At 62.1% G+C, this 23,364-nt stretch carries 22 protein-coding genes; 2 read left to right on the top strand and 20 right to left on the bottom strand.

Going from position 1 to position 23,364, the window contains the following annotated elements; translation table 11 throughout:
* Positions 1-102: 102 nt before the first annotated feature.
* Positions 103-903, bottom strand: a complete 801-nt coding sequence (locus AC54AF_RS09615; protein WP_496636357.1) for a helix-turn-helix transcriptional regulator — start codon at positions 901-903, stop codon at positions 103-105.
* A gap of 110 nt (positions 904-1,013) precedes the next feature.
* On the opposite strand from AC54AF_RS09615, the gene AC54AF_RS09610 reads away from it, so the two are divergent.
* A complete protein-coding gene (locus AC54AF_RS09610; protein ID WP_496636356.1) occupies positions 1,014-2,216 on the top strand; it encodes an MFS transporter in 1,203 nt (400 codons plus the stop codon).
* A gap of 32 nt (positions 2,217-2,248) precedes the next feature.
* Here AC54AF_RS09610 and AC54AF_RS09605 read toward each other — a convergent pair whose 3' ends face one another.
* The 5 genes from AC54AF_RS09605 to AC54AF_RS09585 all read right to left on the bottom strand — a co-directional run bounded on the left by AC54AF_RS09605 (position 2,249) and on the right by AC54AF_RS09585 (position 6,003).
* A complete protein-coding gene (locus AC54AF_RS09605; protein WP_496636355.1) occupies positions 2,249-3,049 on the bottom strand; it encodes an anti-sigma factor family protein in 801 nt (266 codons plus the stop codon).
* Entirely contained in the window at positions 3,046-3,567 is a 522-nt protein-coding gene (locus tag AC54AF_RS09600; RefSeq protein WP_496636354.1) for an RNA polymerase sigma factor, read from the bottom strand. Before AC54AF_RS09600 ends, AC54AF_RS09605 begins: the two co-directional genes overlap by 4 nt.
* Positions 3,568-3,586: 19 nt before the next feature.
* On the bottom strand, positions 3,587-3,958 hold the full coding sequence (locus tag AC54AF_RS09595) for a COG4315 family predicted lipoprotein (protein WP_496636353.1): 372 nt from the start codon (positions 3,956-3,958) through the stop codon (positions 3,587-3,589).
* Between the two features lie 57 nt (positions 3,959-4,015).
* Positions 4,016-4,927 carry a DNA-3-methyladenine glycosylase family protein gene (locus tag AC54AF_RS09590; RefSeq protein ID WP_496636352.1) on the bottom strand — a complete coding sequence of 304 codons (912 nt, stop codon included), beginning with the start codon at positions 4,925-4,927 and terminating at the stop codon, positions 4,016-4,018.
* A 68-nt stretch (positions 4,928-4,995) separates the two neighbouring features.
* Positions 4,996-6,003 (bottom strand): XdhC family protein, encoded by a 1,008-nt coding sequence (locus AC54AF_RS09585; protein ID WP_496636351.1) that lies wholly within the window; start codon positions 6,001-6,003, stop codon positions 4,996-4,998.
* Positions 6,004-6,103: 100 nt separating this feature from the next.
* Between AC54AF_RS09585 and AC54AF_RS09580 the strand changes: the two genes are divergently transcribed.
* Positions 6,104-6,244, top strand: a complete 141-nt coding sequence (locus AC54AF_RS09580; RefSeq protein WP_496636350.1) for a hypothetical protein — start codon at positions 6,104-6,106, stop codon at positions 6,242-6,244.
* 30 nt (positions 6,245-6,274) lie between these two features.
* Here AC54AF_RS09580 and AC54AF_RS09575 read toward each other — a convergent pair whose 3' ends face one another.
* The 14 genes from AC54AF_RS09575 to AC54AF_RS09510 form a co-directional block, all read right to left on the bottom strand.
* On the bottom strand, positions 6,275-7,378 hold the full coding sequence (locus AC54AF_RS09575) for a M48 family metalloprotease (RefSeq protein ID WP_496636349.1): 1,104 nt from the start codon (positions 7,376-7,378) through the stop codon (positions 6,275-6,277).
* 137 nt (positions 7,379-7,515) lie between these two features.
* Complete coding sequence (dut, locus tag AC54AF_RS09570; protein ID WP_496636348.1) at positions 7,516-7,965, bottom strand: dUTP diphosphatase; 450 nt, start codon at positions 7,963-7,965, stop codon at positions 7,516-7,518.
* Positions 7,966-7,984: 19 nt separating this feature from the next.
* Positions 7,985-9,205, bottom strand: coding sequence for a bifunctional phosphopantothenoylcysteine decarboxylase/phosphopantothenate--cysteine ligase CoaBC (gene coaBC, locus AC54AF_RS09565; RefSeq protein WP_496636347.1), 1,221 nt, complete (start codon positions 9,203-9,205; stop codon positions 7,985-7,987).
* Between the two features lie 17 nt (positions 9,206-9,222).
* Positions 9,223-9,732 carry a signal peptidase II gene (gene lspA / locus AC54AF_RS09560; protein ID WP_099402962.1) on the bottom strand — a complete coding sequence of 170 codons (510 nt, stop codon included), beginning with the start codon at positions 9,730-9,732 and terminating at the stop codon, positions 9,223-9,225.
* Between the two features lie 83 nt (positions 9,733-9,815).
* Complete coding sequence (ileS, locus tag AC54AF_RS09555; RefSeq protein ID WP_496636346.1) at positions 9,816-12,716, bottom strand: isoleucine--tRNA ligase; 2,901 nt, start codon at positions 12,714-12,716, stop codon at positions 9,816-9,818.
* A 67-nt stretch (positions 12,717-12,783) separates the two neighbouring features.
* Positions 12,784-13,755 (bottom strand): bifunctional riboflavin kinase/FAD synthetase, encoded by a 972-nt coding sequence (locus tag AC54AF_RS09550; RefSeq protein WP_131687709.1) that lies wholly within the window; start codon positions 13,753-13,755, stop codon positions 12,784-12,786.
* A gap of 186 nt (positions 13,756-13,941) precedes the next feature.
* Entirely contained in the window at positions 13,942-15,153 is a 1,212-nt protein-coding gene (locus tag AC54AF_RS09545; RefSeq protein ID WP_496636345.1) for a tetratricopeptide repeat protein, read from the bottom strand.
* Between the two features lie 78 nt (positions 15,154-15,231).
* Positions 15,232-15,663, bottom strand: coding sequence for an ExbD/TolR family protein (locus AC54AF_RS09540; protein ID WP_496636344.1), 432 nt, complete (start codon positions 15,661-15,663; stop codon positions 15,232-15,234).
* Between the two features lie 105 nt (positions 15,664-15,768).
* Positions 15,769-16,197 carry an ExbD/TolR family protein gene (locus AC54AF_RS09535; RefSeq protein ID WP_230539717.1) on the bottom strand — a complete coding sequence of 143 codons (429 nt, stop codon included), beginning with the start codon at positions 16,195-16,197 and terminating at the stop codon, positions 15,769-15,771.
* A 3-nt stretch (positions 16,198-16,200) separates the two neighbouring features.
* Positions 16,201-17,127, bottom strand: a complete 927-nt coding sequence (locus AC54AF_RS09530) for a MotA/TolQ/ExbB proton channel family protein (RefSeq protein ID WP_496636343.1) — start codon at positions 17,125-17,127, stop codon at positions 16,201-16,203.
* Between the two features lie 86 nt (positions 17,128-17,213).
* A complete protein-coding gene (locus AC54AF_RS09525; RefSeq protein ID WP_034754161.1) occupies positions 17,214-17,870 on the bottom strand; it encodes an energy transducer TonB in 657 nt (218 codons plus the stop codon).
* A 539-nt stretch (positions 17,871-18,409) separates the two neighbouring features.
* Positions 18,410-20,011: a SpoVR family protein gene (locus AC54AF_RS09520; RefSeq protein ID WP_131687799.1), complete on the bottom strand. Its 1,602-nt coding sequence runs from the start codon at positions 20,009-20,011 to the stop codon at positions 18,410-18,412.
* Positions 20,011-21,279, bottom strand: coding sequence for a YeaH/YhbH family protein (locus AC54AF_RS09515; RefSeq protein ID WP_496636342.1), 1,269 nt, complete (start codon positions 21,277-21,279; stop codon positions 20,011-20,013). The genes AC54AF_RS09520 and AC54AF_RS09515 overlap by 1 nt, the downstream gene beginning before the upstream one ends.
* Positions 21,280-21,351: 72 nt before the next feature.
* Complete coding sequence (locus AC54AF_RS09510; protein ID WP_131687712.1) at positions 21,352-23,274, bottom strand: PrkA family serine protein kinase; 1,923 nt, start codon at positions 23,272-23,274, stop codon at positions 21,352-21,354.
* Positions 23,275-23,364 lie beyond the last annotated feature (90 nt).

Genomic DNA, 23,364 nt, shown 5'->3' with positions numbered 1-23,364 from the left:
GCTCGTCGGGCTCATAACCCGAAGGTCACAGGTTCAAATCCTGTCCCCGCAACCATTTCGAAGCCGTTGATTTCTCGCAAGAGGGTCAGCGGTTTTTTCGTTCTACGGGGCGATTTCTTCTTCCACCCGGCGCGCATACACGACCAGCCGCAGATGGCGGTCCGCATCGATGGTGAGCGAGGTGTGTTCATAGGCGACCTGCTCGCCGTCGATTGTCAGGCGGCGCACGCCGGCACATGGCGCATGCACGTCATGGCGGCGCCACCATAGCTTGAATTCGGGCGAGACTTTTTCCAGTTCCTCCACCAGCGCGTGGATATCGGCTTCCTGCGTGGCGCGCGCGTAGTCGCGGCGAAAGCTCGACAGCATCAGTGGCGCCTGCTCTTCCCACGCCGTGAAGCGTGACCGCAGCAGCGGGTCGGTAAACAAGAGCCACAGCAGATTGCGGCGCGAGGCGGCATGCATGCCAAAGCTGAACAGGGCGTCCGCGCCCGCATTGAACGCCAGCACGTCCCAGCGCAAGTTGAGCACATACGCCGGATGCGCCAGTTCGTGCATCAGGCGGCGCACCGGCGGCGGCACCACGCAAAACGTCTTGCCCTCTTCGGCGGGAGGGCGCGCGTGCGCCAGCAGGAACAGGTGGCGGCGCTCGCCCGCGTCCAGCTTCAGCACTTCGGCCAGCTTGTCGAGAAAGGCGCTCGAGACGCCGATCTCGCGTCCCTGTTCCAGCCAGGTGTACCAGGTCAGTCCCACGCCGGCCAGCGCCGCCACTTCCTCGCGGCGCAAGCCCGGCGTCCTGCGCCGCCCGCCGCCGGGCAAGCCAACGTCTTCCGGCGACAGCCGCGCGCGCCGCGCCTGCAGGTAGGCGGCCAGTTCGTGGCGGGTGCGGGCCAAGGTGCGCATGGTGCTGCCTTTTCTGTGAACCTGTTGCTATGAGTAATAGCATAAACAGTTAAATTGTAATTGTTTATATTGTATTCCAGAATGCCGGCTTTCTTCCCGAAAGCTTGCCCATGTCTGACTATTCTTCTTCCAGTGCCGCAGTGCCTGCCACCACCGCGTTGCCGGCCACCGTCTACCTGATCGCCGTGGGCGCGTTCGCGCTGGGCATGGCGTCGTATGTGACGGCGGGCTTGATGCCGATGATCGCCGGCGCGTTTTCTGTCTCCCTGGCGATGGCCGCGCAACTGGTGACGGCGTTTACGCTGGCCTATGGCCTCGGTTCGCCGCTGGCCGTGGCCTTGCTGCCGGCGCGCGCGCAGCGCTCCGGCCTCTTGAGCGCCCTGGGCGTGTTCGTGCTGGCGAACGGGGCCAGCGCGCTGGCGCCCGGATTTGCCAGTCTGCTCGTATGGCGCGCCATTGCCGGCATCGGGGCCGGCGTGTATCTGGCGCTGGGCATCGCGGCGGCGGCGGGCGTGTCCGCGCCCCAGCAGCGGGGCAAGGCCATCGGCGTGATCATGGGCGGCATGGCGGGCGGCACGGTGCTGGGCGTGCCATTGAGTTTGCTGCTGGCGCAGCAGCTGGACTGGACGGCGGCCCTGTGGCTGGTCGCCATCCTCGGTGCGCTGGCGCTGGCGGGCTTGCTGTGGAAGCTGCCCCCGTTGCCAGCGGTGCCGGCCACGTCGCTTCGCCGCAAGCTGGCCTTGCTGGCCGATGGGCAGGTGCTGGCCATCCTGCTGGTTTCCTTGCTGGCGGCCATCGCCAGTCTGGGCATGTACACCTTCATCGCGCCGCTGCTGGCATGGTCCGCGCAGGGGGCGGCGATTTCCGCCACGCCCTTCCTGTGGGCGTGGGGCGTGGGAGGGATCGTTGGCAGCGTGCTGGTCGGGCCTTGGGCGGACAAGATGGCGGCGCCCGGGCTGACCATGTTCATCTTGCTGCTGCTGGCGCTGGCTTTGTGCGCGCTGCCGCTGGCGGCCGGATGGTCGGCCTGGCTGCTGCTGGCGCCGATCGTGCTGTGGGGGGCGGCTGGCTGGGCCCTGCAAGTGCCGCAAAACCAGCAGCTGCTGGCCGTGCGCGCGCGGCAGGGCGATGGCAACCTGGCCATCGCCCTCAATGAATCGGCGCTGTACCTGGGCAGCGCCGTCGGCGCCGCCGCTGGCGGCTTGCTGCTCTTGCTGCAGTGGCCAGCCTGGAGCCTGGCCCTGGGGGCGGCGGCGGCGGCCGCCATGGCGGCCTTGCTGCAGCTGATGCAGTGGCGCAAGCCCGGCAAGTGAGCCGCGGCGCCCCTGCCAAGCGTCAGCGTGACTCAGTGGGACGTTTCCAGTTGCGCGTACACGGCGTCGGCGATCTTGCCCAGTTCCTGTTTGGGCAGGCTCGCCGAGAGGGCATAACCGAGCCGGCCGTCGATCCAGTAAAACACGCTCAAATCCTTTTCCTGCGCATAGCGGAAAGCCGTTTCCTGCCTGCCGGCCCGTTCCTTGGCCACGTACAGGGTCAGACGCTTGCCACCGCCATCTTCATACATGAATTGCGCCACGGGGCCGTCGCCATCGCCGGGCAGCAGGCGCCCGCCGATCAACTGGTAGCCGAGCGGCGACAGCGCGGGCGGCTGCAATTTCGTGCCCAGGCGTTTCGACAGCCATTGCACCAGGTGCGCTTCCTGTTCTGCGCCTACCTCGACGGGGTGGCGCACTTCGGGCGTGTAGACGGCATGCGCGATGGCGGCGCTGCGCGCCAGGGAGACCGGGCTGGCGCTGGCGGTCCGCATGTCGCCGCTGTCGCCGCCAGCGCCGCGCAGCAGCCAGCCGCCCGCGCCGCCCGCGATGAGCAGCACGATGGCCGCTGCCGCCTGCATGGCGTGGCGCTGCCAGGCGCCGTTCGCCGCCGCTGGCGATGCCGCCTGCAGCAGGTCCGGCGGCACGGTTTCGTCCAGCACGGGGTCGAACAGGGCGCGCAGTTGCCGGTTCTGCTCGCGCCACGCATCCACCCGGGCGGCATCGTCCGGATGCGCGCGCAGGTGGGTCTCGATGACGGCGCGCTGCTCCTCTGGCAGGACGCCGTCGGCCAGGGCGTGCAGTTGCGCTTCGCTGATGGCTTGCGTTGTCATTTCACGACTTTCAGGGTGGGGGCGCCATGGCTGCCGGCAGGGCGGCCGTCGAGCAGTTCGCGCAGCCGGTCGCGCCCGCGCGACAAACGCGACATGACGGTGCCGACGGGGATGCCCAGGGTGGCCGCCACCTGTTCATACGGCATTTGCTCGAGCGCGACGAGCAGGATCACTTCGCGCTGCGCCAAAGGCAAACGGGCCAGTGCCGCATCCATTTCGCCGATGGCGATGGCTTGCCCGGGCGCGTGCTCCGGCGCGGGCAGCACGGCGTCGTCGTCGAGCTCCTGCAGCGCCAGGCCGGGGCGGCGCAATTGATCCACGTGCAGGTTGTGCATGATGGAAAACAGCCAGGGCCGCATCTCGCCGCCCCGTTGCCACTGGTCGAACTTGCGCCAGGCCCGCTCCACGGTGTCCTGCACCAGGTCGTCCGCGTGCACGGCGCCCACCAGCGCGCGCGCGTAGCGGCGCAGGCCGGGCAGGCACGCTTGCAGCTGGCGGCTGTCCTCTGGCGTGGTCATCGTGGCGGCGGGAAGGGGCTTACGGCTTGACGACGTGCCACACGTTCTTGACATTGTCGCCGGCCATGTCGCCCGGTTTCTTGTCTTCCTTGTACAGGTACAGGGGCTTGCCCTTGTAGGTCAGCTGCATGGCGCCGTTGTCTTCGCGCTTGATGCTGCCATACGGGGCGGCGGGCGCCGCTTCGGTGGCGATGACGGCGGGCCAGGCCACCAGGCAGCCGCCGCTGCAGGCGCTCTTGCCGCTGTCGGCGACATCCTTGTCGAACACATACACGGTCATGCCGCTGGCGTTGACCAGCATGCCGTTGGCGGGCATGACGTCGGCGGCGAAGGCCAGCGGGGCGGATAGCAGGGTGGCGAGGGCGGTGGCGGCAAAAGTGGTGAAGCGCATGATGGTCTCCTTGAGGTTTGTGGGGCTTGCAAGGGATAGACGCATGCCGCCCGCCGTTTATTCCCCTGCAGGTAAAATATTCTTTTCCGGCGCGTGCAGGCTGGCCCACAGGTGTGCGGCCGCCATGGTGCGGTGCGGCGCGTACTGGCGCAGCCATTGCTCCGTGCGCGCCATGTCCGGCTTGACCTCTTCGCCGAGCAGCTTTTGCAGGGCGGCGCGGATGGCCACGTCGCCGTGCAGCGAGCAGTCGGCATAGCCGTAGCCGCGCAGCAGCGCGTAGTTGACGGTCCACGGGCCGATGCCTTTCACGGCCAGCAGCACCTGCGAGATGGCCTCCACGTCGCCGGAGGGCGGCAGTTCCAGCGACAGTTCCCCATCATTGACGAGATGCGCCAGGCGCAGCACGGTTTCCGCCTTGGCGCGCGAGAATTTGCGGCTCGTCAAATCCTCGACGGATAGCCGCGCCACGTCGCGCGCCTCCGGGTAGCACCACAGGCCGCTGCCGTGCCGGCGTCCCGCCTGCAAGATGAAGGTGCGGCGCAGGGCGATGGCGAACGGCAGGTTGATCTGCTGGCCGATGATGGCCCACGTCAGCGCCTCGAACGGGCTGGCCGATTGCACGATGCGCAGGCCCGGGTTGGCGCGGACCAAAGGCGCCAGCAGCGGGTCGGCGGCGGCCAGCTGCGCGAATGGCTGCGGGTCGATGCGCAGGCCGAGGATGTTCAGGAGGGCGCCGTGCAGCGGTGTTTCAAGGTCGCCATCGCCATCGATGTCTGCCTGGCAGATGGCGGCATCCGGCGTGAAGGCGACGTCCAGCACGACCGGCACGCCGGCCAGCAGGATGCCCTTGCGCAGGCCTGTCGGCGTGACTTGTTCCGCCACGGCCTCTGTATCGCGGCCGTGGAAGGCGATGACATCGTCGCGGCGGTAGCCGGCGGGCAGGGGCAGGGTCCAGTGCAGCAGGGTCATGGTGGCCAAAAATCAGGGAAGGTAGCAGGGGCGCGCCGCTGGCGCATCTTGTTTCTTGCTTTCAGGCTTCAGCGCACGCAGAGGTCCGGATTGGGCGGCGTCAAGGCCGCCGCGTGCTGGATCTGCAGCGCATCGGGCACGCCATTTTTGACGGCCGTCAGTTCGGCCAGGATGGAAATGGCGATTTCGGCCGGCGTCTTGCTGCCGATGTACAGGCCGATGGGGCCGTGCAGGCGCGCCAGCTGTTCGGCGCTGACGTCGAACTGCAGCAGCCGCTCGCGGCGCCTGGCATTGTTGGCGCGCGAGCCGATGGCGCCCACGTAGAACGCCGGAGATTTCAGCGCTTCCATCAGGGCCAGGTCGTCGAGCTTGGGATCGTGCGTGAGGGCGACGACGGCGCTACGGCTGTCGAGCTTTAATTCCAGCACGAGGTCGTCGGGCATGGCGTGCAGCAGCGGCACGCCCGGCACGTTCCAGCCGCCCCGGTATTCCTCGCGCGGGTCGCAGACGATGACGTGGTAATCCATGGCCGTGGCGATTTGCGCCACGAAGCGCGACAGCTGGCTGGCGCCGATGATCAGCAAGCGCCAGCGCGGGCCATGCTGCGTGGTGAGCGCTCCATTTTCCAGGGCCAGCACGGCGCCCGGCGCGGCGCGCTGCAGGGTGACGGTGCCGCTGCGCAGGTCGAGGCGGCGCTCGACCAGTTCATGGGCTTCCAGGCGCGCCAGCAGTTCGGCCACGCGGCTGCCCGCATGCAGCGGTTCGATGGCCAGTTCGATGGTGCCGCCGCAGGGCAGGCCGAAGCGGTGCGCCTCGTCGGCGCTGATGCCGTAGCTGACGATTTCGGGCAGCGTGCGCACGATGCCGTGCACGCGCACGGTGTCGATCAAATCATCTTCGATGCAGCCGCCGGAGACGGAACCGACCACCGTGCCATCGTCGCAGATGGCCAGGGTGGCGCCCACGGGGCGGGGGCTGGAACCCCAGGTCTTGATGACGGTGACGAGTTCGCAGCGGCGACCGGCGGCAAGCCAGCTAGCGCTGGTTTTCAGAACTTCAAGGTCGATGCTGTCCATGGCGCGCGCGGGTTACATGCCGCATGTTTGCGGCAAAGTATGGAAAAGTATTCAAGATTGTGGATATACTACCTGTTCCACCACCCTGCGGAGAATTTTCATGTCAAATGAAGTCAAGACGCAAGAAGAGGGTATTCCTAAGTTCGGCAAGCTGCTCATTGTCCTGTTTCTGGCCGTGGTGTTCTGCGGCGCCCTGACCTGGGTTATGGGCACCTACTTCCCGAATTTTCCCGGCGCCTGAGCAAACCTGCTGCATCAGGCGCCTTTGGCATCAAGGTTTCAGCGGTTTCTTTGCCGCCTGCTTGGCACGCACGTCCGTCACGGCGCGGTTGATGGCCGCCATGCGCGAGTTGGTGCCCGGATGCAGGGCCGTGTAGCCATTGGCGACCGTTGCCGGCACTTGCGTGGCCAGGCGCTGCCAGAAGCGGGCGGCGTTGTCGACGTTGTAGCCGGCGCGCGCCAGCAGGTAGATGGCCAGGGTGTCGGCTTGCACGTCAAGTTCCTGCGGCATGGCCTTGATGCCGGCGGCGCCCGTCAGCATAGCCATGTCGGGCTGCACGGCGCCCAGGCTGTCGATGATGCTGCCAGCCGTCCCTGCCGTGCGCTGGCTGCGCGCGTGGCCGAGGATGTTGTGCGCCATTTCGCGGGCGATGACGAAGGCGATGCCTTCGTCGTTTTGCGCCGCATCGAGCATGCCGCGCGTGAGCATGATGCGCGCGCCGTCCGAATACGCGTTGATATTGTCCGCATTGCCCAGGGCGACGCGGAAGGCGCAGGCGCGCGTGACGGGAATTTTGAGGTCCTGCTGCTGGCCGTCGCGGGCGATGGTCATGTTCAGGCTCGCGCTTTTCGAGGCCAGCGGGCCGACGATGGCGCCGAACGGGCCTTCCGCTTTCGGGCCGGCCGGCAGCGGCTTGCCTTCGGCGGCCAGCAAGCCGTCGCCCTTGCGCAAGCCGGCGCGCGCGGCGCCGCTGCCCGGCAAGACGCCGGAGACCTGCATCTGCTCGCCGTAGCCGAGCGCCGCCTGGGCCGCATCGGCATAGATGCCGGGGTAGGAATACTTGTTCTGCGCCGTAAAGCCCAGCAGGTTGCGCGCATACGTCTTGCACAGGTCCGCATTGTTGATCAGCAGGGGCGCCGAGACTTTCGACAGGCGGTCCTGCAGCGCCACCATCTTCACCAGCTCTTCCTGTGCCGCCTTTTGCTGCGCCGTCGGGGCGGGCGCATCGGGCGCCGGCACGACGTTGAACGGGCCGCTGACAGTCGTCGCCGGCGTGGTGCAGCCGGCCAGCATGGCCGCGCCGGCCAAGAGAAGCGGAGTGGCCAGATGGCGCAGCGAAGTCGGGGCTGGGATCAGATGGCGGAAACCTGGCATGAGAAAATCCTTCTTGTAACTCCTGACAAAACCTACTGCGCGGCGCGGGTCGCGGCCTCCGATGCTCACTGTGCATTCGCACAGCTCCGCTTCTCAGCCACAACTCACATCCGCTCGCTACGGTTTGTCAGTCGCTGTTAATGTTTGCCGGTGCTGCCGAAACCGCCAACACCGCGTTCGCTGTCGCCGAATTCCTCGACGACGTTAAAGCCCACTTGCAGCACCGGCACGATAATCAGTTGCGCCAGGCGTTCCATGGGGTTGAGCGTGAAAGCGCTCTGGCCCCGGTTCCAGGTCGATACCATCAGCTGGCCCTGGTAATCGGAGTCGATCAAGCCTACCAGATTCCCCAGGACGATGCCGTTTTTGTGGCCCATGCCGCTGCGCGGCAAAATCATGGCCGCATACGACGGGTCGCCGATGTGGATGGCCAGGCCGGTGGGAATGAGCACGGTCTGGCCGGCTTCGATGGTGATCGCTTCGGCTATGCAGGCGCGCAGGTCCAGGCCGGCGCTGCCGGGTGTGGCGTAGGCGGGCAGCAGTTCTTTCATGCGGACGTCGAGAATCTTGATGTCGATATTTTTCATTAATCTAAAACGTAAAGGGTTATTTGAGCAGCGAATTTTTGGCCAGCCGCTTCGAGATTTCCGAAATCAGCTGGCGCGCCAGGTTCAGTTTCGAGGCGCGCGGCAGCACGGTATGGCCTTCCTCGTCGAACAGGATGATGGTGTTGTCGTCCTGGCCAAACGTGTTCTGGCCGATATTGCCGACCAGCAGAGGGATGCCCTTCTTTTCGCGCTTGGTCGAGCCGAATTCCACCAGGTTTTCCGATTCGGCGGCAAAGCCCACGCAGTACGGATAGCCGGCCAGGTTGGTGCGCGCCGCCACAGTGGCCAGGATGTCGGGGTTTTGCGCGAACTGCAGTTCGGGCACAGAGCCGTCGGCCTGTTTTTTCAGCTTCTGCTCGCTGGCGTTGGCCACGCGCCAGTCGGCCACGGCGGCCACGGCGACAAAGACATGCTGGCCGTCGACGTGGGCCAGCACCGCATCATGCATTTGCTGCGCGCTCTGCACGTCGATGCGGCGCACGCCGAAGGGCGCGTCCAGGGCCGTGGGACCGGAAATGAGCAGCACCTCGGCGCCCGCTTCGCGCGCCGCGCGCGCCACCGCATAGCCCATCTTGCCCGAGGACAGATTGGTGATGCCGCGCACGGGGTCGATGGCCTCAAAAGTGGGGCCGGCCGTGACCAGCACGCGCTTGCCCGCCAATACCTTCGGCTGAAAGGCGGCGATCAGTTCCGTCAAGAGCTGTTCCGGCTCCAGCATGCGGCCCAGGCCCACTTCGCCGCACGCCTGTTCGCCGGCAGCCGGGCCAAACAGCTTGATGCCGTCTTCGCGCAGCTGCTGCACATTGCGCTGCGTGGCGGGGTTCTGCCACATTTCCACGTTCATGGCCGGCGCCACCAGCAAAGGCAGCTGGGCCGGGCGGGCCAGGCACAGGGTCGACAGCAGGTCGTCGCACACGCCGTGCGCCAGCTTGCGCAGAAAATCGGCCGAACACGGCGCGATCAGGATGGCGTCGGCATGGCGCGTCAAATCGATATGCGCCATGTTGTTGTCGATGCGGGCATCCCACTGGCTCGTGTGCACGGGTTGGCCGGACAGGGCCTGCATCGTGACGGCCGTGATGAAGTGGCTGGCCGCATCCGTCATCACCACTTGCACCGAGGCGCCGGCGCGGGTCAAGCTGCGGCACAGTTCCGCCGCCTTGTAGCACGCGACGCCGCCCGAAAGTCCCAGGACGATTTTTTTGCCGGACAATTCCATGCCGTTCTCCTGCGTGTTTATTTGTTTACCCGGCGCAGTTCATCGATGATGAACAGGGCCGCGCCGATGCAGATGGCGCTGTCGGCGATATTGAAAGCGGGGAAGTGGCCCCAGCTTTTCCAGTGGAAGTCGAGGAAGTCGACCACGTGGCCGTACATCAGGCGGTCGATGGCGTTGCCCAGCGCGCCGCCAAGGATCAGCGCCAGGGCCCAGCAGAACATGCGCTGGCCGGCGTGCTTTTTCAGCAGATAGATGATGTAGACGGCGGCCGCCAGGGCGATGCCGGTGAAGAAATAGCGCTGCCAGCCGCCCTGGTCGGACAGGAAGCTGAACGCGGCGCCCTTGTTATACGCGAGCACCAGATTGAAATACGAGGTGATGACCATCTCTTGCGCATAGCGGAAGGTCTTCAGGATCGTGATCTTGGTGATCTGGTCGAACAGGATGACGATGGCGGCAATCCCCAGCCAGGGCACGAGCGACGCCGAGGATGACGATTTCGATGAAAAACGGTTTTTAGTGGCCATATTTTTCCAGGGAAGATAAAGCCGCCGCCTGGTGCCAGGCGGCGGTTGGAAGCGGGACGCAGGCAGCGTTCCGGGGTGACAGTCTATGCGAAGCGGCGCGCTTCGCCTTTTCCATACAGGTTGCTGACGCAGCGGCCGCACAGGGTAGCATGCGCGGCGTCCGTGCCCACGTCGCTACGGTAGTGCCAGCAGCGTTCGCACTTTTGCGCCGTCGACGCGGTTACGATCACTTCCTCGGCCGCTTCCTCAGGCACTTCGACAACGCTGGCCTGCGAGGTGATGAAGACGAACTTCAAGTCCTCGCCCAGGGTGGTCAACAGCTTGTACTTCATCGGCGCGGCCTTGATCGTCAGTTCCGCCTGCAGCGACGAACCGATGGCGCCCGAGGTGCGCAAGTCTTCCAGCTGTTTGGTCACGTCCGTGCGCACGGCGCGCAGTGCCGTGTACTTCTCCAGCAGGTCGGCGGCGTCAAGCACTTCCGGCAGCTGCCACCAGGTTTGCGTGAAGATGGTTTCATCGCTGGCGGCATACGCTTCGCTGCCTGCGAAGACGGCCCACGCTTCCTCGGCCGTGAACGACAGGGCAGGGGCCATCAGGCGCAGCAGGCTTTGCGTGATGTGCCACAGGGCCGTCTGCGCCGAACGGCGCGCTTGCGACGTCAGGCCCGAGGTGTACAGGCGGTCCTTCAGGATGTCCAGATAGAAGCCGCCCAGGTCTTCCGAGCAGTACGTCTGCAGCTTCGACACCACCGGGTGGAATTCGTAGCGCGCGTAGTTGTTCTCGATCTGCGTTTGCAGCGAGGCCATGTTGGCCAGCGCATAGCGGTCGATTTCGAACATCTCCGCCACCGGCACGGCGTCCGTGGCCGGATTGAAGTCCGAGGTATTGGCCAGCAGGAAGCGCAGGGTGTTGCGGATGCGGCGATACGATTCCGTCACGCGTTTCAGGATCTCGTCGGAGATCGACAGCTCGCCCGTGTAGTCGGTCGAGGCGATCCACAGGCGCAGGATGTCCGCGCCCAGGGTGTCCGAGATCTTTTGCGGCGCCAAGGTGTTGCCCAGCGACTTAGACATCTTCTTGCCTTCGCCGTCTACCGTGAAACCGTGCGTCAGCAGGGCTTTATACGGCGGACGGCCGTTCAGCATCGACGACACCAGCAGCGACGAGTGGAACCAGCCGCGATGCTGGTCCGAGCCTTCCAGGTACAGGTCGGCCGGGAATTGCAGCTGCGTCGAGTGCGAACCGTGCGCTTGCGGGCCGCCCAGCACCGTCTGGTGCGTGGCGCCGGAATCGAACCACACGTCCAGCGTGTCCTTGTTCTTGGCGTAGATGGCCGCTTCGTCGCCGATCAGGTCAGCCAGGTCCAGCGCCTGCCATGCCTCGATGCCGTCCTTTTCGATCAGCTTGGCCACTTGCTCCAGCAGTTCCGGCGTGCGCGGATGCAGGTCGCCCGTTTCCTTGTGCACGATGAAGGCCATCGGCACGCCCCACTGGCGCTGGCGCGACAAGGTCCAGTCGGGACGGTTGGCGATCATGCCGTGCAGACGCGCCTGGCCCCAGTCCGGGAAGAACTCGGTGTCGGCGATGCCTTGCAAGGCCGTCTCGCGCAGGGTCGCGCCGCCGTCTTTCGGCGTCACGTCCATGCCCGCGAACCACTGCGATGTGGCGCGGTAGATGATCGGCGTCTTGTGGCGCCAGCAATGCATGTAGCTGTGGTCGAACATCTTGACTTCGAACAGCGCACCGGCTTCGCGCAAGGCGTTGCAGATTGGCTTCGACGCTTCCCAGATGGTCATGCCGCCGAACAGGGGCAGGGTGGAGGCGAACTTGCCGTCGCCCATGACGGGCTTGATGATGTCGTCGTCCTTCATGCCGTGCGCCTTGCAGGAGATGAAGTCGTCCAGGCCGTAGGCGGGCGCCGAGTGCACCACGCCCGTGCCGCTTTCCGTGGTCACGTATTCGGCCAGGTACAGGGGCGACAAGCGGTCATAGAACGCGTCGGCCGCATGCAGCGGATGGCGGAAGCAGATGCCGGCCAGGGCCGCGCCGTCGCAGGTGGCAATCGTCGTGCCATCGAGCTTGAAGCGCGCCAGGCTGGCCACGACCAGGTCTTGCGCCAGGATCAGCAGCAATGGCTGGCCATCGCGCTCGGCTTTCACCAGCGCATATTTCACTTCCGGGTGCACGTTCAGCGCCTGGTTCGACGGGATGGTCCACGGCGTGGTGGTCCAGATGACGATGAAACCGTTATCGGTCGGCAGCGATGGCAGGCCGAAGGCGGCCGCCAGTTTTTCCGGCTCGGCGAACTTGAACCCGACGTCGATGGCGGGATCGCGTTTTTCCGCGTATTCCACTTCCGCTTCGGCCAGTGCCGACTGGCAATCAAAACACCAGTTGACGGGCTTCAGGCCGCGGTACACATAGCCTTTTTCCAGCAGCTTGCCCAGCGCGCGCAATTCGTCCGCTTCATTGCCGTGCGCCATGGTCAGGTACGGGTTGTCCCACTCGCCCAGCACGCCCAGGCGGATGAAATCCTTCTTCTGGCGCTCGACCTGCACATTGGCGTAGGCGCGGGCCTTTTCCAGTACTTCAGCCGTCGGCAGGTTCTTGCCGTGCAGTTTTTCGATCTGGATCTCGATCGGCATGCCGTGGCAGTCCCAGCCCGGTACATACGGCGCGTCGAAGCCGGCCAGCGAACGCGACTTGACGACCATGTCCTTCAGGATCTTGTTGACGGCGTGGCCCAGGTGGATGTCGCCATTCGCGTACGGCGGGCCGTCATGCAGGATGAATTTCGGGCGGCCGGCGGCGGCCTTGCGCACGCGCTCGTAGATTTTCTTGTCTTGCCATTGCTGTACCCATTGCGGCTCGCGCTTGGCCATGTCGCCGCGCATCGGGAACGGGGTTTCCGTCATGTTGACCGGGTATTTGCTTTCAGGCTTCTTGTTCTGCTTGGGCGTGGCTGGCTTGTTTTGATCGGACATAATCTTCTTTAATGATATTGAATGGTTTGCGGCGGCAGGGGCCGCCAGGCGGCGGAGTTGGCCGGCGTCAAATTCGGTCGGTGGCGGTAATGGCGCCGCTGCGCTGCTCGAAGTAGGCGCGCGCCTGGTTCGAGTCGCGCTCGATGGCGGCCGTCAGGGTGGGCAAGTCGTCGTACTTTTCTTCGTCGCGCAGCTTTTGCAGGAATTCCACGCGCACCAGCTTGCCGTAGCAGGATTGATTGAAATCAAACAGATGCACTTCCAGCAAGACGCGGCCGCTGTCGTCGACGGTGGGGCGCACGCCCAGGCTGGCCACTGCTGGCAGCGGCACTGGTCCCAGGCCGTGCACTTGCACGATGAAGATGCCGGACAGGGCGGGGCGGTGCGCCACGCGCAGGTTCAGGGTGGGGAAGCCGAGGGTGCGGCCCAGTTTCTGGCCATGGATGACATGGCCGGAAATGGCATACGGATGGCCCAGCAACTGCGTGGCCAGCGGGAAATCACCGGCAGCCAGGGCCAGACGCACGGCCGACGAGGAGATGCGCGTGCTGCCGTTCATCACGGTAGGCAAAGTTTCTACATGGAAACCATATTTGCGGCCCGCTTCCTGCAGCATGGCGACGTCGCCGGCGCGCCGGGCGCCATAGCAGAAGTCGTCGCCGACCATCAGCCATTTCACGTGCAAGCCGTCGACGAGGACTTTTTCCGTGAATTCCTGCGGCGTCAAGGCGGCGAACTGGGCGCTGAAGTGCTCGACGACGACACGGTCGATGCCGGCGTCGTCCAGCGATTGCAGCTTGTCGCGCAAGTTGGCAATGCGCTGCGGCGCTTTGGACAGGTCGCCCGCGCGCTGCGCGAAGAATTCGCGCGGGTGCGGTTCGAACGTCATCACGGCCGCTTCAATGCCGAGTTCGGTCGCCGCGCCGCGCACGCGCGCCAGCAACGCCTGATGGCCGATGTGGACACCGTCAAAATTGCCGATGGTCAGAGCGCAAGGCGCTCGTGCCTGGGCATTGGGAAGTCCGCGGAATACCTTCATAGGAATCTGATGAAAAACTGTGCCAAAAGGGGGATTATACGGACTGTTTCAGGGATGCACACCCGGCAGGGCGGGCGCAGGGCGAATTTCACTGCTGAAATAACAAAAAGCGTTGCCGGCGGGTGTGCTGGCAACGCTTTTGGGTGGCACTCGACTAGCTGCCTGCAACTCCCGGAGGATGTTGTCTTATTTATTCATTAACGTCCAGTAACGGGCCAGGTCAGCCGCGCCATCCGTGCCCTTGACGGCTTTGAGTGCCGTCGCGGCGTTGGACTTCTTGCCGGCGTGAATGTAAGCGATGCCCAGATGCAGCTTGGCTTCTTCCGCATACTTGGCGGTGCCCATTTTCACGGCGTCGTTCATCAAGCCCAGGCCCTTGTCGGCCTGGCCATCGTAGACCAGGGCGAAGCCCAGCTTGCTCAAGCTGTCGGCGTCCTTGTTCTTGACGTATTCCGCTTCCGACTTGGCGGCGTTGGCTTTCAGCTCGGCCTGGGTTTTCAGGGCCAGGTCTTTCAGGCGCTGGTGACGCGGCGCATCGGCACCGGTGCCCAGCACGCCTTTTTTGTAGCCTTGCTCGATGATGGCCAAAGCTTCGCCAGGATTGCCTGCTTGCAGGGCCAGCTGGCTGATTTCCATGTATTCGGACGGCTTGGTGAACAGGCCGTTGGCCAGGCGCAGGCGCTGGACGTCCAGGCCCAGGCGCTGCGAGAAGCCAGGCTTGCCCGAGACGCGGTTCAGCAGGTCAGCCCAGTAGCTGGTCTTCGGATAGCTGCCCGCCAGTTTTTCCAGGGTGGCGACGTAGCCGGCCTTGTCGTTCTGCTTCAACTGGATGTTGGCCAGCATTTGCAGGCTCGCTTCCGAGTTGCCGCCGCGCGCTTGCAGCTCTTTCGCCGCTTCGGCGTAGTTGCCGCTGACGTAGTAGGTCTGGATCAGCAGTTCGCGCATCTGTGGATCTTCGCGGTCTTTCAGCGAGCGTTTGATCCAGGTGATGGTATTTGGCCAGTCCTTGGCGCGGTAGTACATGCCGGCCAGGGCTTGCGTGAATTTGGGGGCTTCGGCGGCGCTCAGGCGGCCGGAATTGATGACAGCTTCAAAAGCCTTGATGGCGGCGCCGTTATCGCCGGCGGCGGCAGCGGCCGAAGCGCGCACGCGCTCGATCTGGTAGCTTTCAAAGGCGGTCTTGCCGCCGACGCTGTCAGCTTCGCGCAGCTTGGCCAGCGCTTCCTTGTTCTTGCCGCTGCCAGCGAGTTTTTGCGCTTCTTGCAATGGCTTGCCCACTTCGGCACGCACGGTGTCCGCGGCGTATGCCAGCGAGCCCAGGCCGATTACGGGAGTTGCTGCGGTAAAACCGATAGCGGCCATGACGAGGCCGAGATGAGCGAGACGAAACTTGGACATGAGAAAGTCTTTCAGTAAAAAGCGAATAGGCAGGAAGTCCTGCCTATTCGGATGTAAAGAGAACCTGATTGCTGCAGCTTACTGGAATTGCTCGTTGCCGACCAGACCGATTTTGGTCACGCCCAGACGCTGCGCCGACGCCATCACACCGGCGACGACTTTGTATTCCACCAGCTTGTTCGGACGCAAATGCACTTCCGGTTGGTCTGCTTGCGCAGCAACGTTGCTCAGCTTGGCTTCCAGCGAAGCGCGGTCAGGAATGACCTGATTGTCCCACAGGATCGTACCGTCAAAATCGACATCGATCGTGACGACCACTGGTTCGGTTGTCGGTGGCGGCGGAGTGCCGACCGGCATGTTCAAGTTCACCGAGTGGTTTTGCTTAGGAATCGTGATGATCAACATGATAATCAGCACCAGCATCACGTCGATGAGGGGCGTCATGTTCAGTTCCATCATTGGTTCCGGATCGGCGCCTGGAGCGCTTCCCGAACCGACATTCATACTCATAGTGTTTCCTTTAAGAAGTCCAACGAAGCACCGGGCGAAACTGCCGCCCGGTCAGCTTCCGGCAGTGGCATCCCCGTGTTGCCGGGACGCCGCTGCCAGTCGCTATCAGCCCTTGTCAGGTGGTTCGGTGATGAAGCCGACCTTCTGGATCCCGGCACGTTGGGTCGTGTAAATAACCCGGCCGATCGATTCGTAGCGTGTTTCTTGGTCGCCACGAACGTGTACTTCCGGCTGCGGTACTTTCACTGCTTCAACTTTAAGATAATCGAACAATTCGTTCGTGTCTCTCAGTCTGGTCTGGCCCAGGTAAATCTCGCCGTCCTTGTTAACAACGATGTTAACGTTTTGCGGCTTGGTTTGAAGGGCTTGGTTGGCCTCGATCGGCAGATCGATTTTCTGCAGCTTGAGGACAACCGGACTGGTGATCAAGAAAATGATCAGCAAAACCAACATGATGTCGACAAGCGGCGTCGTGTTGATTTCTGACATTACCTGATCTTGTTCTCCGCTGTCGGAGCCGACGGACATCGACATGACTTATCCGATCTTTTTAGCGCCGGCAGCACGGCCAGCTTCGCTGGTGGACATTACGCCGGAAACCAGAACCGAGTGCACGTCGGCGCTGAACGAACGGATGTCTTCCATTGCGGTTTTGTTACGACGCACCAACCAGTTGTAACCCAGAACGGCAGGAACGGCGACCAGCAGACCGAAAGCGGTCATGATCAGTGCTTCACCAACTGGACCTGCCACTTTATCGATCGATGCGTTACCGGTCATGCCGATGTTGGTCAGCGCGCCATAAATACCCCACACGGTACCGAACAGACCGATAAACGGTGCGGTCGAACCAACGGTTGCCAGGAACGACAGGCCATCTTGCAGACGCGATTGGACTTTGTCCGAAGCGCGCTGGATCGACATCGTCACCCAGGTCGACAGATCGATTTGTTCCAGCAGGGCGCCGTCATGGTGAGCCGTTGCCTTGGTGCCCGATTCAGCGATGAAGCGGAATGGCGAACCTTCTTCCAGGGTTGCCGAACCAGCAGCGATCGAAGGCGCTTTCCAGAATTTGGCAGCGGCTTCTTTAGCTTGCTTGAAGATCTTCATTTGATCGATCAGCTTGGTGATGATGATGTACCAGGTACCGATCGACATGATGACCATGATGATCAGGGTGGCGCGTGGCACGAAGCCGCCGTCCCACACGGCTTGCAGGCCGAACGGGTTGTGCACTTCTTCGGTTTTTGGAGCGGCTGCGTCAGCGGCTGGAGCTGCTGCGTCTGCTGCTGGAGCGGCTGCATCTGCGGCAACTGGTGCTGGTGCAGCGTCTGCCGCAGGAGCCGTAGCGGCAGCCGGTGCTGGCGCGTCAGCGAATGCCGGAGCTGCTACCAGAGCGGTAGTAGCGGTAACGGACAACAGAACCGCGGCAAAAAATGCGGACAAACGGGTATTCTTAAACATGCTTCCTCCAAAATTAAAAATAACAGATCGCTGAACGTAATGACAACGAAATCATGGTGTGAGACAGGGGATAACTGTCTCGGGTTTTAATCCAGCGACCAAACGTATTGCATTTGCTGCCAGCCTTGTTCCGGCTTGCCGTCAACTGTTGCCGGCTTAAATGTACAGCGGCTGATACCTTGCACCGCGGCTTTGTCCAGGTCTCTGAAGCCGCTGGACTTCACGATCTTCGAATCAGCGACCTTGCCGTCTACACCGATCAGGAACGACAGTGTCACCACACCGGTTTCCTCATTGCGCTGCGACGACTTTGGATAAGCCGGTTTTTCGCAGACACTGAAGTCAACCACGGCCGGCGTACGCACCGATTTGGCTGGTCCAGGAGTTGGCGCAGGCTGTGCAGGCGGTGCTGGCGGTGCCAATACATTCGTGGCTGGCTTCACAGCAGTCGTATTTGCAATCACGTTCTGTTGTGGTGGCGGCTGCTGCACGTTCACCTCGACTGGCGGAATGAATGGCGGCGGTGGCGCTTTCATTTCTGGCGGCGGTGGTGGCGGTGGAAGATCCTTCGGTGGAGGCGGTTTGACTTCCTCGATAATCTTGGTTTCAACCGGTTCCATCATTTTGGTGACCAACCGCTTGCCCAAGCCCGTCACGATCCCGTAAGCCGCGAGAACGTGCAGCAGGACAACGATAGTGATGCCTGTGTAGTTCTTGGGACTTTTCTCGTTCGAAAAATTCATGCCTGCTTTCTCCAAATACCATCTCTTGTCTTGCAACTGAACCCCAAAATGACGACACAAAGCTCCAGCCGTATCCGGGACGTCGCCGAATTATACATACGAATTCTTTATTTTACACAGATTTTTAACGCCTAAAACCGGTTAAATTTTTGGCGCTTTTGCGCCCTGAAAACGTACTTGCTTATGTCATCTTTGCACGCTTTCGGACAGAAAAAAAGGCGGTCTTATCGGTTTTTTACAGCCGTTTTGGGCGACCGCTGCTAAGTTCTCCGATGTGCCTATCTGGCGGAATTATATTTCGTGATATTGAATATGGAAACTGCTAAATTTGGATAAAAATCTTTCCCGTGGGAAATATTTTGACGCGGAACCAGACCACTTAAGCTTCCGCGCGCACCAAACGGGTGCGGAAGACACTTTACCCAGGTCAAAAAAGGCGCTCCCGGAGGCCGTTTCGACGTCGCCAGGCCATACTGAATTCCTATACAGGCATAGGAAACGCTTATATTCTTGCCATTGATTATTATCAACAAATCATTTCATGGCCGGACAGCAGGGTCATCGCGCCGGTTGCGCTTCTCGCGCCGGCAATTCAAGGTGCCCAGAACCACGCCTGCCGGATCGACCGTATCGAGGTGCACATCGAAGCCCCATAGCCGCGCCACATGCTTGAGCACCTCGGCCGCCTGCTGGTTCAGCGGGCGGCGCTGGAATTGCGTGTGGCGCAGGGTCAAGGCGCGGTCGTCGCGCGTATTCACGGACCAGACCTGGATGTTCGGCTCGCGGTTGCCCAGGTTGTACTGCTCTGCCAGCTGCTGGCGCACGTAGCGGTAGCCGGCATCGTCGTGGATGGCGGAAATGGCCAGTTTTTCATTCTTGTCGTCGTCGAGCACGGCAAAAAAGTGGAATTCGCGGATCAGCCGCGGCGACAGGTACTGGGCGATGAAGCTTTCATCCTTGAAATTGCGCATGGCAAAGTCCAGGCTCTTGCGCCAGTCGCTGCCGGCCATGTCGGGAAACCAGGCGCGGTCTTCGTCCGTCGGATGCTCGCAGATGCGGCGGATGTCGCTCATCATGGCGAAACCCAGCGCATACGGGTTGATGCCGCTGTAATACGGGCTGTCGATGGGCGGCTGGTAGACCACGTTGGTATGGCTTTTCAGAAATTCCATCATGAAGCCGTCGCCCACCACGCCTTCGTCATACAGCTGGTTCAATATCGTGTAGTGCCAGAAGGTGGCCCAGCCCTCGTTCATGACCTGGGTTTGCCGCTGCGGGTAGAAATACTGGGAAATCTTGCGCACGATGCGCACCATCTCGCGCTGCCACGGTTCCAGCAGCGGCGCATACTTTTCGATGAAGTACAGCAGGTTTTCCTCGGGTTCGGGCGGAAAGCGGGGGGCGGCCTTGCGCTGGTCTTCCTCGTCTTCGTCTTCGTCGCGCCGGGGCAGGGTACGCCACAGCTGGTTGATCTGCGACTGCACATAGGCTTCGCGTTCTTTCTGGCGCGCATATTCCTTCGCCATCGACAGTTTCGCCGGGCGCTTGTAGCGGTCCACGCCGTAGTTCTGGATGGCGTGGCACGAGTCGAGCAGCAATTCCACCGCATCGACGCCATGGCGCTGTTCGCATTCGGCGATGTAATTCTTGGCAAACACCATATAGTCGATGATGGCGTCCGCATCCGTCCAGGCGCGGAACAGGTAATTGCCCTTGAAGAAGGAGTTATGGCCATATGCCGCATGCGCGATCACCAGCGACTGCATGGTCAGGCTGTTTTCCTCCATTAAATAGGCGATGCACGGGTTCGAGTTGATGACGATCTCGTAGGCCAGGCCCATCTGGCCGCGCTTGTAGCTTTTCTCGGTGGACAGAAAGTGCTTGCCGAACGACCAGTGGTTGTACGAGACCGGCATGCCCACCGAGGTGTAGGCATCCATCATCTGCTCGGCCGTGATGATTTCCAGCTGGTTCGGATAGGTGTCGAGGCCAAACTGTTTCGCCACACGGCGGATTTCCTCGTGGATTTGCTCGATCAGCTCGAACGTCCATTCCGACTGCTCGGGCAGGGCGTTCGGGTGGCGCAGGCGCACGAACGGTTCGCCCGGGGTGTTGCTGGCACGGTCAAAGGCTGCACTCATCATTTCACCTGTTTCTTGAACAGTTCGCGGAAGACCGGGTAGATATCGGCCGGCGTGACGATCTTTTGCATGGCGAAATGGGCGTGATGGTCGAGCACGCCCGCGTATTGCTCCCACAGGTTTTGCTGCGGGCCGTCGGTGATCTCGACATAGGTGTAGTACTGCACCTTGGGCATGATGGTATTAATAAGCAACTGGCGGCACAGCACGGAATCGTTGTCCCAGTTGTCGCCGTCGGACGCCTGCGCCACATAGCTGTTCCATTGCCCGGCGCCATAGCGCTCGTCGATGATGGTGTTGAGCAAGTGCAAGGCGGAGGAGACGACGGTGCCGCCGGACTCGCGCGAATTGAAGAATTCATGCTCGTCCACTTCGGCCGCCGCCGTATGGTGGCGGATGAAGACGACTTCGATCTTGTCGTAGACGCGCTTGAGGAACAGATACAGGAGGATGAAGAAGCGCTTGGCCGTGTCCTTGCGCGACTCGTCCATGGAGCCGGAGACGTCCATGATGCAGAACATGACGGCCTGCGTCATCGGCTTGGGCACCTTGATGCGGTTGCTGTAGCGCAAGTCGAACGGGTCGATGAAGGGAATCGCCAGCAGGCGCGTGTGCAGGTGATGGATCAGGCGGCGCAGCTCCGTGACCAGCGGGTCGCTGTCGGACACGCCTTCGTGCAGCAGTGCCGCCAGTTCTTCCTCGGCCTGCGCCAGCTGCTTGCGGGCGCCGCCGCCAACGGCGATGCGCCGGCCCAGTGCGCCACGCAGGGAACGCAGCACGTGGATGTTCGAGGGCGTGCCCGACATATTGTAGCCGGCGCGCTGGTTCTTGAATTCCGTGGTGGCCGTCAGCTGGGTTTTCACCATGTGCGGCAATTCCAGGTCCTCGAAGAAATAATTCATGAATTCTTCGCGCGACAATTCGAAGATGAAGTCGTCTTCCGTCGTCTCGTCGCTATTGCCTGCCTTGCCCCGCCCGCCGCCACCGCCGCCTTTCGGCCGGGCGATCTGGTCGCCTTTCAGGTATTCCTTGTTGCCGGGATTGACCACTTCCCACACGCCGCCATGCGCGTGGCCGAACGACGGTTCGCCCACGTCCTTGACGGGGATGCTGACCTTCTCGCCATTTTCGACGTCCGTGATCGAGCGCCCCTTGATGGCGCGCCCCACGGCATCCTTGATCTGGCCCTTGTAACGCCGCAGGAAACGCTCGCGGTTGACGGCGGATTTATTCTTGCTTTGCAAGCGCCTGTCGATAAGGTATGTCAAAGGGTGCCTCCTTGCCTCTCGTCTTGCACGCCCCGCCAGCCCTCGGGCGGGAGCGCGCCTTCGCTGTCCGCGCTATGACGACTTGCGTACGCGCAAGTACCATTCGCATAACAGGCGTACCTGCTTGGCCGTATAGCCTTTTTCCACCATGCGGGCCACGAAGTCGGCGTGCTTGTTGGCATCGTCGGCGCTGGCCTTGGCATTGAAGGAAATTACGGGCAGCAATTCCTCCGTATTCGAAAACATTTTCTTTTCAATCACGGTGCGGAACTTTTCATAACTGGTCCAGGCGGGATTCTTGCCGCCGTTGGAGGCCCGCGCGCGCAAGCCGAAGTTCACGATTTCATTGCGGAAATCCTTCGGATTGGAAATGCCCGCCGGCTTCTCGATCTTTTCCAGTTCATTGTTCAGCGATTCGCGGTCGAAACTTTCGCCCGTGTCCGGATCGCGGTATTCCTGGTCCTGTATCCAGAAATCGGCAAACGTCACATAGCGGTCGAAAATGTTCTGGCCGTATTCCGAATAGCTTTCCAGGTAAGCCGTCTGGATCTCCTTGCCGATGAATTCCACATAGCGCTGCGCCAGGTGCTCTTTGATATACGAGAAGTAGCGCTGCTCGAGTTCCGGCGCGAACTGCTCGCGCTCGACCTGCTGTTCCAGTACATATAATAGATGCACGGGATTGGCGGCCACTTCGGAATTGTCAAAGTTGAACACTTTCGACAGGATCTTGAAGGCAAAGCGCGTCGACAGGCCGTTCATGCCTTCGTCCACGCCCGCGTAATCGACGTATTCGTGCATGGACTTGGCTTTCGGGTCCGTATCCTTGAGGTTTTCGCCATCGTAGACGAGCATCTTCGAGAAAATGCTGGAGTTTTCCGGGTCTTTCAGGCGCGACAGGATGGCGAACTGCGCCATCATGCGCAGGGTGCCGGGCGCGCACGGGGCCTTCACCAGCGAGGAATTGGCCACCAGTTTGTCGTAGATCTTGATTTCATCGGACACGCGCAGGCAGTACGGCACCTTGACTATATAGATACGGTCAAGAAACGCCTCGTTGTTGCGGTTGTTTTTAAAGGTCTTCCATTCCGACTCGTTCGAGTGGGCCAGGATGATGCCGTCGAACGGAATTGCGCCGAAGCCTTCCGTGCCCTTGTAGTTGCCTTCCTGTGTGGCCGTCAGCAGCGGGTGCAAGACCTTGATCGGGGCCTTGAACATTTCCACGAATTCCATCAAGCCCTGGTTGGCCAGGCACAGGCCGCCCGAATAGCTGTAGGCGTCCGGATCGTCCTGCGCATAGTCTTCCAGCTTGCGGATGTCGACCTTGCCCACCAGCGAGGAAATGTCCTGGTTGTTTTCGTCGCCCGGTTCCGTTTTCGAGATGGCAATCTGTTTCAGCACGGAAGGATAGCGCTTGACGACGCGGAACTGGTTGATATCGCCATTGTATTCATGCAGGCGTTTCACGGCCCAGGGGCTGGGGATGTTGCGCAGGTAGCGGCGCGGGATACCGTAGTCCTCTTCCAGGATGGTGCCGTCCTCTTGTTCATTGAACAGGCCCAGCGGCGATTCGTTGACGGGCGAGCCTTTCAGGCAATAGAAGGGCACGTGTTCCATCAGCGACTTGAGTTTTTCCGCGATCGACGACTTGCCGCCGCCGACAGGCCCCAGCAAATACAGGATCTGCTTGCGTTCTTCCAGGCCTTGCGCCGCGTGGCGGAAGTACGAGACGACTTGCTCGATGACTTCCTCGGTGCCGTAGAACTCGCGGAAGGCGGGATAGATCTTGATGATCTTGTTGGCGAAGATGCGCGACAAGCGCGTGTCGTTGCGCGTGTCGACCAGCTGCGGCTCGCCGATGGCGGCCAGCATGCGTTCGGGCGCGCTGGCATACGTCAGCTTGTCCTTCTTGCACAGGGCCAGGTATTCGGTGAGCGACATTTCCTCTTCGCGGGTGCGCTCGTAGCGTGCTGCATAGTTATCAAAAATGGTCATGTCAATGTCCTTTAATGTAAACCCGTACTGCCAGTCACCATGGCCGCCCGCCTGGCACTCGCCTGGGCTTGCCGTCTGAACTTTTCCTGT

This window comes from Janthinobacterium sp. JF4, assembly GCF_059617925.1.
This window is presented reverse-complemented; position numbering and strand designations above follow the sequence as displayed.